This window comes from uncultured Amphritea sp., from assembly GCF_937127095.1.
GTDB lineage: Bacteria > Pseudomonadota > Gammaproteobacteria > Pseudomonadales > Balneatricaceae > Amphritea.
This window is the reverse complement of sequence record NZ_CAKZLP010000028.1, coordinates 1-12,555: the sequence shown is the minus strand read 5'-3', so window position 1 is coordinate 12,555 and position 12,555 is coordinate 1. Positions and strand designations below refer to the sequence as shown.

Below are 12,555 nucleotides of genomic sequence, written 5' to 3'. Positions count from 1 at the left end.
CGAAAAACATCGATCACATCGAGGCACTGCTACCCTGGAATGTGACATTGCAAGATGCTGTTAACTGACCGCTTACCATGATTCCGGGCGACTTGGGCAATGGAGTTTTCTGGCCGCTGACAGAGGTCAACGATCATGGCTTTGAACGTCGGATTAAAACGGCGTCGTTTACTGGGTTGGTCGGTTACGGATGGAGGAGCATTGAGAGTCATGTTAGGTGTCCGATAGGTGGACACCTAGATTAGAGGGTCTGGCTTGGGATGCCAGATGGGTTCGCCGGACGCTTACAAATCTGTTCCCTTTTCTCCGAAATACCATCCCTTATGAGGGCCTAATCAGCGGCTGCTTTTGTAGTCTGCGGCATTAGTTTTTTAGAAGCTTGACCACCACGACTTATTTGTAAAGATAATGGTCGTTCTACAATACAAAAAAGAATAAATGAAACGACTAGGGTTAAGACAAACAAAGGCACCCAAAGCCAATAATAAAGACTGACGCTGTTAAAGCTGGCAGGAAGAACAATACCAATAACTAAAAAACAAAACTTCAAAGTCAACCCATGTATTAGATAATATGAATAGCTCATATTACCCAACCACCTTAGGGGTGTATAAGTTAACCACTTATATGTTTTTGATTGCTGATTAAATGCGCATAGACATAACAGTATAAACAAAATGAAAATTGCTAATATTGAAAGTGCATAATCAAATTTGAAAATAGATTTTAATCCAAAAATCGTTAATGCCATGAATAAAAATATTGTTCCGCCCTTGCGGATGGTGTATTGCTTTTTAGAGTATATTTCGAATAACAAAATGCCAGATATAAACATAAGCAATCTAGCTGGACCACCGAATAACGAAAATAAAATCAGCCCTGCAGCTGAAGCCCCGCCCCAAAATAAAAGCCTATTATTTACCTTCCATGACTTTAGCTTTAACAAAAAAACCACAAAGGGGATTAACAAATAATAAAACACCTCATAACTCAAAGACCATGCAACTGTAATAATTGGTTTAATATCAAATATACCTGGTAAAAGCAGTAGATTCTGTATTATGTATATTGTTTTATCAAGCGTACTTTGAGGTAGTTTACTTTCACTAGGAAAGATAAAGGACAGTACTAAATAAGCAGAGAATACTATTAAGAATGTTGGATATATACGCTGAATTCTTCGCCTTCCATATTCTGTGACTGAAAAGTCATTTTTATCAACTATTGAGCCATATATAAGAAATCCACTAAGAACAAAAAAGAGATCTACACCTAAGTGTCCAAAACTATGAATAAAGTTTGATACATATATAGAAGAACCAGATAACCAAGGGTCGACTAAGGAGCTATAGTGAACCCAAAACACCAGAAATACTGCAACCCCTCTTAAGCCTTCCATAGAAAGCAAGGGAGTATGCTTTCCGTGCGAAATCTCTAATTTATCTATTAACCAATTGTACAATTTATATCTCCAGTGGTTTGAGCTCTAAGGTCTTCTAGCAGAAAATCACAGTGCCCTTTGCCACTATAGTTCTGATTGCACGTAAACCAAAAAGTCACTTTTATTTAATATATCAGCAGGATAGCTACGATAAGAAGAGGTACTCTACAGAATTAGCGTGCCTGTAGAGGCTGCATTCATTCCAATCACATTGCCTGAATCATAATATCTGCTTTCAAGTAAATCAAAGGGTTAGTTCAACTATTTCCCAGTTCAACGGAAAGGGGTCCCCTGAATTGAGAGATTGGTAAAGGCTGTAGCCCTTTATCTCCACTCAGCGGGGTGCGCTGTCACCGTTATCAACCGTCAGTGATAACGATCAATTCACAGCTATTTAAAACGGCGGAAGGCCGGGCCTTTCAACAAAGACCCAGCCCTCCTGGTGCGCGAGTGCTGTTTAACCGTGGCAACCACGACCTCAATCCAGCAAGAGAATCAGACAGATAGATCAGTCTCGAAAATCACCGATCCGCTGTTGATCTAATTATCAGACAACATATAAACCTTTGTTTCCTGACGCTGGATTTCGATCCAGCGCTCGACATCTTCACGGCTGCGGCCGAAGAACACCACCCGTGAAATCGGTTTCAGTGTGCCATTACCGCCGATTTCATGACGGTAGACCCACCAGCTGTCAGCAGCCATTTTTTTAATTTTGAGTGCGCATTGCACCGTTTTTATCGCCAGCAAAGAGTTAAAGTTTTTCATAGTTCTACACGTTGTTGTTAATTTAGCCACCTGTCTGCAAGCGACCGCTAAGGGATAACTGGAATGTTCATCTGAACATCCCAGCGACCCGATGGTGGATACTTACTTCGCCTGCGCCAGCTCCATGAGTTCACGGATCGCCACGGTAATGATCGCGAAGTCCTGCTGAGTACTACCACGCACCTCATTCAGCAGAGACTGCCAGCGATCCAGTAAGCGATGATTATCCTCCAGCCAGCTTTCTACAAGCTGAACACCGTCCTGCTCTGTTACTTCGGGACTATCAGAATCAACGGCAGACAGAACACTGACCGTTATCGCTTGCTGATGACTGGTGAGATCTTCCCGGAAACCATCCCGGGCCATCGCTTCCCAGTGGTTGGTTGCCGCCAGCTCTTTCACCTGCTGATCAAACCACTGCAGTTGCAGACGCTCTCCCAGACCAAAGTGGATCTGCGCGACCCGTTGTAGTGATTCACCGGTCTGTTCCGCAGATTGAATAATACTCAGCAACGCATAGAGACTATCGGTACCCGCGACGATTGACGCCAGCTCAGCGGGCACCCCCGCCACCGTCAGTTGATCATGCTTTTGCTGCCACTGGTTCAGCGGCTCGCCTTTGAGCAATTGCGACAACTGGCCACTGAGTGTCCCGACACCACGACTGAACTGTTCAACCGTCCCGGCGACATCCAGAGGCCGGCGGTTTCGCAGAAACCATTGCGTCGCACGGCGAATCAGACGGATAACATCGGCCATCATCTGTTGCTGCAACGCTGATTCAACCTGGTTATCCAGTGACTCAATCTGATGCCACAACGCATCAATATTGAACACATCTCTGGCGATGACAAAGGCCGCAGCCACATCACCAAACCCGGAACCGCTGATCTGGCAGAGGCGGTCGGCAAAGGTGATGCCCATGCTGTTGATCATGCCGTTGGCTATCTGCGTGGCGATGATCTCAGCTCGCAGCCGATGCTGCGAAATCTCTGTGCTAAACTCATTCACCAAACGCTGCGGGAAGGCTGATACCGCTTCATGACTCAGATAAGCATCACCGGTAATCCAGGTCTCGCTGAGCGCCTCTTTCAGTTCGGCTTTCACATAGGAGATCAGTACTGAAAGCTCCGGCCGGGTCAGCCCCTGCTGTGCCTGTTTACGCTCCTGCAACTGCTCATCGGCGGGGATAAACTCCAGCTCCCGATTCAGCTTACCCGAGGCTTCCAGCCGGTTGATCAGGCGGATATATTCATCCATACTGCGGCGGGCGTGACTGTGGGCGATACTGATCGCCTGCGCCTGCTTATAGTTGTTCTGCAGCACCAGATCACCGACTTCATCGGTCATCTCGCGCAACAGGGCGTTGCGCTGTTTCACGGTCATGTCACCGTTCGCCACTACTTCATTCAGCAGAATCTTGATATTGACTTCATGGTCGGAGCAATCCACACCCCCGGCATTATCGATAAAGTCAGTATTGGATTTACCACCGTTGGCACAGAACTCTATCCGCCCCAGCTGCGTGAAGCCCAGATTGCCGCCCTCACCCAACACCTTGCAGCGCAGCTGATTACCGTTGATACGCAAGCTATCGTTAGCCTTGTCGCCCACCTCGGCATGGCTCTCATGGGAGGCTTTCACATAGGTACCGATGCCCCCATTCCAGATCAGGTCGACCGGTGCTTTCAACAGCGCGGTGAGCAGGTCATTGGGTGACAGGCGGGACTCTTTGATATCAAACCGGGCCTGCATCTGCGGACTGATATCAAGCCATTTAGACGCGCGGGAGAAGACACCGCCACCGGCGGAGATCAGTTCGGCGTTGTAATCTTCCCAGCTGGAACGAGGCAGTTCGAACAACCGCTTACGCTCAATAAAGCTGCTGGCGGCATCCGGGGTCGGATCGATAAAGATATGCAGGTGGTTAAACGCGGCGCACAACTGGATATGTTCAGACAGCAACATGCCGTTACCAAACACATCCCCGGCCATATCACCTATGCCAACCACGCTGAAATCTTCCGACTGGATATCTTTACCCAGTTCGCGGAAGTGCAGCTTGACCGACTCCCAGGCACCCCGGGCGGTGATGCCCATCCCTTTATGGTCATAGCCTTGTGAGCCGCCGGAGGCGAACGCATCTCCCAGCCAGAATCCCCGTTCCTCGGCGATAGCGTTGGCAATATCAGAGAAGGTCGCGGTGCCTTTATCGGCGGCGACAACAAAATAGGGATCGTCTTCGTCATGACGCACCACATCCACCGGCGGCACCACTTCGCCGCCGACCAGGTTGTCGGTGATATCCAGCAACGCCGAGATAAAGATCTGATAACTGGCGATGCCTTCCGCCTGAAACGCTTCACGGCCACCGGTGGTAGGTAACATTTTGGCGACGAAGCCACCTTTGGCACCAACAGGCACGATCACTGAGTTTTTCACCTGTTGCGCTTTTACCAGCCCCAGCACCTCGGTGCGATAATCTTCCAGCCGGTCGGACCAGCGCAATCCACCCCGGGCCACTTTGCCGCCGCGCAGATGCACACCTTCAACCCGTGCCGAATAAACAAACACCTCAAACATCGGCCGCGGCTGTGGAATACCCGCAATCGCCCGGGGATTAAGTTTAAAGGCAAAGTAATCTTTCAATTCACCAGCAGCGTCACGCTGGAAATAGCTGGTGCGCAGGGTGGCTTTGATCAGCTCGAGAAAGCGTCGCAGAATCTGATCTTCATTGAGATTATCCACCTTCTCCAGCGCATCAACGATACTGTTGCTGATGCGATCAACCAGTGCACGGGCCTTCTTACTCTCCCGACGACTCGGCTCAAAACGGGCCCGAAACAGGGCCACCAATAGTTTGGTGACATGGATATGTCGCGCCAGGGTACCGGCAATATAGGCTTGTGAAAAACCGAACCGGATTTGCTTATTGTAACGGGCATACGCACGCAGCATGGCGACTTCACGCCAGCTCAGGTTGGCCCCGATAACCAGATGGTTGAACTCATCATTCTCGGCACAGCCGCTCCAGATACTGGCAAAGGCATCATTGAAGACATCTTTAACCTCTTCCAGCACCACCGGCTCACTCCCCTGACTGATCAGGGTAAAATCGTGCATCCAGAACTGTTTGCCATCACTTCTGCTGACCTGATAGGGGTGTTCACCGATCACCCGCATGCCGAGGTTCTCCAGCACCGGGATCACATCGGACAACACCAGTGGCTCATCCGCATTAAACAGTTTGAACCGCAGCACGTTCTGACTTTGTTCCAGCACCCGATAGAAACTCATAGTCACCGGGTTTTCGTCACTCAAGGCTTCGATTCGCTGGATATCGTACACCGCACTCAGCGCGGGAAAGTGCTCACGATAGGCACTGGTAAAGGCATGACCATAACCATGGTGTAACAGGTTGCCCTGCTCTTCACCACACTGATCGGTCAACCGGGAATGCAGCTCATCGCGCCAGTCCCGTGAAATATGCACCACTTCCGCTTCCAGCTGCGACAGGTTCAGATCAGCCGACTTATCGGGATCGATACGTAAAACATACTGTACCCGGGCCAGAACAGACTCGCTGAAGGTAGTGGTGAATTCAGCTTCGCTGGCATCACAGGCCTTTACCAAGAGGTCTTGCACCTGCACTCGCAAGGCAGTAGAAAAAATGTCCCGGGGGACATAGTAGAGAAAGGTTATAAACTGGTGGCACCGGTCTGTACGGGCCAACAGGCGCACCTTACGGCGATCATGCAGGCTGAATACACCCATCGCCGTGTCCAGCAGTTCCTGCTCGCTGGAGAGTATCAGTTCATCACGGGGCAGATCATTCATGATCTGTAACAGCTCTTTGCCATTATGGCTGTGCCGCTCAAATCCGGCACGTTTCAACACCGCTTCCGCTTTGCTGCGAACCATCGGTATATCCAGCATCGGTTCAGAATATACCGATGAGGTATACAAACCATGGAAACGACATTTAGCAATGACGTTGCCCTGTGCATCAAAACGTTTGATCACCACCCGGTCCATATACGCAGGACGGTGCACCAGCGAGTAATGGTAATCTTTAGCGAACATCAGGCGCGTGGGTTCTAAGAGGAAATCCCGTTCATCTTCACGCAGATCACTGAGCAGATTAGACTGTCCCTGACCGGCATTTTTATGCAGTTTCAGGGTACCTAATTCGCTACCCTCGACACGCTGAACGATATCCCCGTCGATGCTAAGTTCATCATAACCGAGAAAGGTAAAACGGTTATCCAGCATCCAGCGCAGAAATGCCTGCGCCTCAGCATCGTTGGGTTGTGCTGGCTGGTGTGACAGTTCCTCCAGCAATGCCTGAGCCTGAGCCTGCATCAGGGGGTGATCGGCAACCGCAATATCGACATTCTCTAGCACCAACTGCAGCGACGTCAGGATCGCTTTCAGTGCTGTCGGATCACTGGTGCGATCGACTTCCAGGTAGATAACTGATTCAGCCTGAGCGGATTCATTATCCGGCGCAACAAAACTAACCAACCGGCCCTCATCACGCTGAACATAGAGAACAGCATTATGAATGGTGTGAATCACCAGATTCCGGCGATTCAATTCCATGCGCACCGAGTCCACCAGAAATGGCATGTCACTCTGGATGATCTCTATCACCGTATGGTTTGAGCGCCAGCCCGACTTCTCAAGATCGGGGTTATAAACTCGGACCTTTGGCTCACTGCCGCTAAAACTTTGCAAAAACTGCCAACAGGACATCGTTGCCCCATAGATATTTTCCAGCGAGCGCTCACTCAGCTCATCAGAGGTCGATGTCTGGTAGTAATAACCTGCGAAATCGACCACGGTGCTGGCCATCTCTGCCGGGAGTCTTTCGGTCACTAAGTCATTCAGTGGCGTAAGTAACATGGGTTTTTCAGATGAACGATCAGACATAGTTGTTTAATTTTTTAACCTTTCTTATTTTCCATAAATTCAGACAGGGACCTGTCCAGAACACGACATCAGCATAAGGCTGGCAAGCGGTTTTAATGACCCTCTTTCATGCCAATAAAACCTCCTTCTATGCCAAACCCTGCAACGCCTTATATTGCATAGGCTCTTCCGCCCCCTCCAATGAATAATAGACCAAGTGATCGGCAGACAAAGATCTGTCAGAATACGATCTGTCAGAAAAAGACAACAAATACCTGTCATGGGCGGGAAAAATGAGAGTCGTCTGATACTCTTCACCGGGTTTAGAGCCATTGAGTCATCCCTGACTCATCGACCGAGGCAGGTAGGTGACGATGCCAGGGAACAGATAGATCAACACCCTCGGCTGCATACGGATATAACGCTCAGTTTAAGGAGAAAATATAAAATTATAAGACCATTAAAAGCCTATAGACTGTTCATAAAACCACTAAGATAAAATAGCCATATAAATTAAATTTAAACCACAGGTTTCTTAAAATAAAAAACAATAATGTCATCTTCTAACCAAGTAAATGACAAGAGCTTGATCCAGGTCCTATGTTCGCTTGAGAGCAACCCGCACAGCACTCAACAATCTGTGCTACAGTGATTGTGATGATAGTTATCCTACTGACTTTAAATAGGTTTTATTTTTTAAAGTCTCGGATATGCATCATAATAACAGGGGTTTCAGTTGTTTTATGGCAGTCTGGGGGTTAAATGAATCTTAGGCTTTAATCCTGTATAAACCACTACCACTGAGCAGGCTTGTCTTTTATGACAGACATTAAAATGAAGCTAAAATAATACAATTATTCTTATTAAACGTTACACCTGATTTTATGTTATACCCAAGTGAATATTAGGAATAATGACGATGACCACTGGTTACCTGGCATTAATAATCCTGGCCGTGATTCTATTGCAGCTAGCTGTCGGCGCAATGCTGATCTACTTTCGTCGCCGGAGCCACTATCAACAGCTGGATGGCCAAACAGAGAGGGCTGAGCCCTCTTCACCCGCAGCCACTACAGCAATCTTCGCGGATGACACTGCATCAGAACCCTATCACCCAGCCGAAGCTGCCTGGAAAGGGTTTCGGGAGTTCATCGTACAGCGCCGTGTGCCAGAAGATAATCAGCAGTCAGTCTGCTCTTTTTATCTGGCTCCCAGTGATGGGCAGCCCCTGCCCGCCTTCAAACCCGGGCAGTTTTTAACCTTCAAACTCGCCATCAGCGATGCAGATACAGATCAGACGAAGTCCGTGGTGCGCTGCTACTCCCTCTCTGACGCGCCCAGATCTGACTACTACCGAATCTCGGTCAAACGCGCTCAGGCACCTGTCGGTCTGCCAGAGATACCCGCGGGTCTGGCCTCCAGCTTTCTACATGATCACATATGCGAAGGTGACAAGCTTCAGGTCAGAGCGCCAGGCGGTCATTTTCATCTGATGGAAGCAGAACCACTCCCCATCGTATTGATTGGCGGCGGCATCGGTATTACGCCGATGTTGAGTATGCTGAACAGCTTATTAGAGAACGGAACTGATCGTGAGGTCTGGCTCTATTACGGTGTCGGTAATGGGTCTGATCAGATTATGAAACAGCACCTGCAAACTCTCGCGGATAAGCACCACAACTTTCACCTCTATACCTGCTATAGCGCACCGCTGGAGAGCGATATAGAGGGAATCGATTATCAGCACAAAGGCCGGGTGACTCTTCATCTATTGCGTGACACCTTAAAGCTGATGCGCTACCAGTTTTATGTCTGCGGCCCTAAACCCATGATGGAAAGTCTGGTACCGGGCTTAGAAGAATGGGGTGTCGATAGTGGCGATATTTACTATGAATCCTTTGGCCCGGCCTCGCTCATCAAACATGAAAAGCCTCAACCTACTGCTTCAGAGCACCCCATCACAGTGACCTTCAGCCGATCCGGCAAAAGTATTTTGTGGAACGCGACTACCGATTCGCTGCTGGAATTTGCCGAAGCGAACGATATCGATGTGATGTCCGGCTGCCATGCGGGCAGTTGTGGCACCTGCCAGACCGCGGTGACATCAGGCGAAGTGGATTATACCCAACAGCCGGATGCCGATGTCGAACCGGGGCACTGTTTACTCTGCATTTCAACACCCAGCTGTGATCTCACACTGGACGCTTAAGGAATAACTATGGAACGATCACTCATACGCAGAGAAGTCATCCCCTTCCTGCAGATGTTCGGTGCTTTGATTCTTGCAACCATAATCTCAGATGCATTACTGCATCTCTTCGACCTTGTATGGATTGGCCGCTGGCTGGGAATACCGGGGGTTTTGCTGATTCTAGTGTCATTCCTCTACTCCATGCGCAAACGCAAGATGATCAGTTTTGGCAAACCCAAAACCCTGCTCATTATGCATGAAACTCTCGGTTGGATGGGTACCCTGATGATTATGGTACATGCCGGTATCCATGTGTATACCGTGTTACCCTGGCTGGCGCTGGCGGCGATGCTGGTCAACGTTATCAGTGGCATGACCGGTAAATATCTGCTGAATCGCTCACGCGAATTCCTTGCGGCAAAGAAAGATCTCTATTTACAACAAGGCCTGTCTGAAGAGGCGATTGAGAAGAAACTGTTCTGGGATGCCACCACCTTCGACCTGATGAAAAAATGGCGCGCGGTGCATCTGCCCATTACCCTGGTGTTTACCGTGCTTGGCCTCACCCATATTCTCAGCATTCTTCTGTTCTGGGAGTGGAAATGAAAAATAAAACGATCCTCCTCATTATCGTCATTAATCTGTTAGCGTTGGTTCTGCTAACAATATTTGTGCCCCAGCATATGATCAGCCCGGGTAAGCTGATTGATTCCCATGCAGAGCTGGCGGATGACTGCTTTGCCTGCCACACCCCCTTTATTGGCAGCCCCGCCAACAAGTGTATCGCCTGTCACAAAGTCGAAGAGATTGGCAAAATCACCACGAAAGGTGTCCCCATTGCCACCGAGAAGAAGAACGTTGCCTTTCATCAAAATCTGATTGAAGAGGACTGTGTCAGCTGTCACAGCGACCACAATGGGGTGCAGGCTTTCCGGCCCATCAGTCAGTTCTCCCACAACCTGCTTGATGCCTCATTGCAGAACGAATGTGATAGCTGCCATACCAGCCCGACGGATGACCTGCACAAAAAGATCAAAGGCAACTGCGATCAGTGTCACTCTCAGGATGCCTGGACGCCTGCGACTTTTGATCACGACGAATATTTCCGTTTCGACCGGCACCACGAAACAGAGTGCGAAACCTGCCATGTCAATAACGACTACACAGATTACACCTGTTATGGCTGTCACGAACACTCAAGATCAAAGATTCGCGAAGAGCATCTTGAAGAGGGTATCCGCGACTATGAAAACTGCGTTAAATGTCACCGCAGCGGAGACGAAGATGAGGCCAAGGATCTGATGCGATCGGGCGGCGTTGAGGGCTACGATTATAAACGACGTGATAAGGATCATGATGATTAAGCTAGCAAGCTTCAGCCAATAACAGTGGCAACAGACGCGTCAATGGCATCGGCCATTGACGCCGGCGAAGAGAAAATCAGCCGGGCGACGCTATAAAATCTTTCCTCTTTCGACGATGGCGTTATCATAGAGTCTTCCTGGCCTGAAAAACTCACGATAATGCATCTGTTACAACGCTTTAATGAACTCTGTAGCCAGAAGCCCATCGGCATCAGGTTACTCACCTCAATCCTCCTGTACAGTTCAGCTATCACTCTGATAGCGACCGGTACTCAACTATGGCTGGATTATCGTTATGAACGATCCGCTATCGATGAACGTTTACAACAGATTGAAGCCAGCTCGCTAAACAGCCTTGCCAACAGTTTGTGGGAGATTAGTCCAACACAAGTTCAGGTGCAGCTGGACGGCTTACTCCAGCTACCTGATATTCGCTATCTGGAGATCCACTCACAGTTTGGCAATCTCTATAGCGCAGGAACCAAGCCCCGTGTGGGCGCAACGGTTGAACGTCATTTCGAGCTGAACTACAGCGATAAAACCAATGAGGCGGTTAAAGTCGGTGACCTGACCCTGATCGTCAGCCTGGATGAAGTCTATCGGCGTCTGGCGGATAAAGTACTGCTGATTCTCGCCTCTCAGGGGATCAAAACCTTTCTGGTTTCCATCTTTATCCTCACCCTGTTCAATCAACTGGTAACCCGTCACCTGGGCACCATGGCCGACTATGCCCGACGGCTCAGGCTCGATCAGTTGGACAACCCGCTGATTCTGAAGCGAAAGCCCCAGGCAAAAGAGGATGAGCTCAGCCAGGTGGTCAACTCGATGAATCAGATGCGTCAGTCGATGCTGATCGATATGGGCAAACGGGAAGATGCCGAACGCTCACTGGCACGCTTAAACGCAGAGTTAGAACAACGCGTGTCTGAGCGGACCCAGGCGCTGGAACAGAGCAACGAAGAGTTGCGCGCCACGCTGCTTAAGCTGCAGGAAACCCAGCAACAGCTGGTTGAATCGAAAAAACTTGCAGCATTGGGGGGGTTAGTGGCGGGTGTCGCTCATGAGATCAACACCCCGATAGGGATCGGCTACACCGCCGCCTCGTTTCTCGCGGATCAGGCTAACCTTTACCAACAGCAACACCCGGATAACCCGCTGGCCGAAACTGCGGTTGAAAGCAGTCAGCTGATCTGTGAAAACCTGGAGCGCGCGGCACAGCTGATCAGCGCCTTCAAACTGGTCTCTGTTGACCAGGCGAGTGAGCAGCGCAGGCGTTTCGACCTGATTCAGTATCTGGACGAGATACGGCGTTCACTGAAGCCAAAACTGAAACAGTCCAACCCACTCATAACTGTGCGCGGGCCTGATCAACTAATACTGGACAGCTATCCGGGGAGTTTTTACCAGATTTTTACCAACCTGATTCTCAACTCATTGCTGCATGGTTTTGACAACCAGCCCGGTGGCACAATCACCATCGACATAAACACCAGCGGCCAGCGGATTCAGATCGACTACCGGGACAACGGTGTGGGTATAACCGCTGGCTGGCACACCAAACTCTTTGAACCCTTTATGACCACCAAGCGCAGCCTTGGCTGCAGCGGTCTGGGGATGCACATTGTTTACAACCTGGTCAGTCAGCTACTGCAGGGGCATATAGAATGCTTGCCGAGCGATCAGGGCGCGCACTTCCATATCGACCTGCCCCTCATGCCTGATGCCAACGCAAACGGACAGAGCTCTTAACGTTAAAAAGCGCTGAAAGCTAAAGACTCCTAAACTACCCCTCCCTTTACTACGGTAAGCGGTCGATAAACCCCATCTAATAATATTCCACCTTACCCGCTAACCTGCACCCTCACAACAATAGAGGGCAA

At 49.5% G+C, this 12,555-nt stretch carries 7 protein-coding genes; 4 read left to right on the top strand and 3 right to left on the bottom strand.

Features of this window, described 5'->3' with window-relative positions; genetic code table 11:
* Window positions 1-331: 331 nt before the first annotated feature.
* The 3 genes from Q0499_RS06985 to Q0499_RS06975 all read right to left on the bottom strand — a co-directional run bounded on the left by Q0499_RS06985 (window position 332) and on the right by Q0499_RS06975 (window position 7,087).
* On the bottom strand, window positions 332-1,462 hold the full coding sequence (locus Q0499_RS06985; protein ID WP_299197643.1) for an acyltransferase: 1,131 nt from the start codon (window positions 1,460-1,462) through the stop codon (window positions 332-334).
* Window positions 1,463-1,981: 519 nt separating this feature from the next.
* Window positions 1,982-2,209: a hypothetical protein gene (locus tag Q0499_RS06980; RefSeq protein WP_299197641.1), complete on the bottom strand. Its 228-nt coding sequence runs from the start codon at window positions 2,207-2,209 to the stop codon at window positions 1,982-1,984.
* Window positions 2,210-2,311: 102 nt separating this feature from the next.
* Window positions 2,312-7,087, bottom strand: a complete 4,776-nt coding sequence (locus Q0499_RS06975; protein ID WP_363317778.1) for an NAD-glutamate dehydrogenase — start codon at window positions 7,085-7,087, stop codon at window positions 2,312-2,314.
* A 952-nt stretch (window positions 7,088-8,039) separates the two neighbouring features.
* Here Q0499_RS06975 and Q0499_RS06970 point away from each other — a divergent pair.
* From Q0499_RS06970 to Q0499_RS06955, 4 genes are all read left to right on the top strand, one after another.
* The gene (locus Q0499_RS06970; RefSeq protein ID WP_299197637.1) at window positions 8,040-9,329 is read left to right on the top strand and encodes a 2Fe-2S iron-sulfur cluster-binding protein; all 1,290 of its coding nucleotides are present in this window, start codon (window positions 8,040-8,042) and stop codon (window positions 9,327-9,329) included.
* 9 nt (window positions 9,330-9,338) lie between these two features.
* Entirely contained in the window at window positions 9,339-9,917 is a 579-nt protein-coding gene (locus Q0499_RS06965) for a hypothetical protein (protein WP_299197635.1), read from the top strand.
* The gene (locus Q0499_RS06960; protein WP_299197633.1) at window positions 9,914-10,675 is read left to right on the top strand and encodes a cytochrome c3 family protein; all 762 of its coding nucleotides are present in this window, start codon (window positions 9,914-9,916) and stop codon (window positions 10,673-10,675) included. The genes Q0499_RS06965 and Q0499_RS06960 overlap by 4 nt, the downstream gene beginning before the upstream one ends.
* Window positions 10,676-10,834: 159 nt before the next feature.
* Window positions 10,835-12,424 carry an ATP-binding protein gene (locus Q0499_RS06955; RefSeq protein ID WP_299197631.1) on the top strand — a complete coding sequence of 530 codons (1,590 nt, stop codon included), beginning with the start codon at window positions 10,835-10,837 and terminating at the stop codon, window positions 12,422-12,424.
* The last annotated feature ends 131 nt before the right edge of the window (window positions 12,425-12,555 follow it).

Excerpts from the sequence above, each read along its gene's own strand:
- Q0499_RS06980 (WP_299197641.1), bottom strand. The coding sequence starts at position 2,209 with ATGAAAAACTTTAACTCTTTGCTGGCGATAAAAACGGTGCAATGCGCA.
- Q0499_RS06970 (WP_299197637.1), top strand. The coding sequence starts at position 8,040 with ATGACCACTGGTTACCTGGCATTAATAATCCTGGCCGTGATTCTATTG.
- Q0499_RS06965 (WP_299197635.1), top strand. The coding sequence starts at position 9,339 with ATGGAACGATCACTCATACGCAGAGAAGTCATCCCCTTCCTGCAGATG.
- Q0499_RS06960 (WP_299197633.1), top strand. The coding sequence starts at position 9,914 with ATGAAAAATAAAACGATCCTCCTCATTATCGTCATTAATCTGTTAGCG.
- Q0499_RS06955 (WP_299197631.1), top strand. The coding sequence starts at position 10,835 with ATGCATCTGTTACAACGCTTTAATGAACTCTGTAGCCAGAAGCCCATC.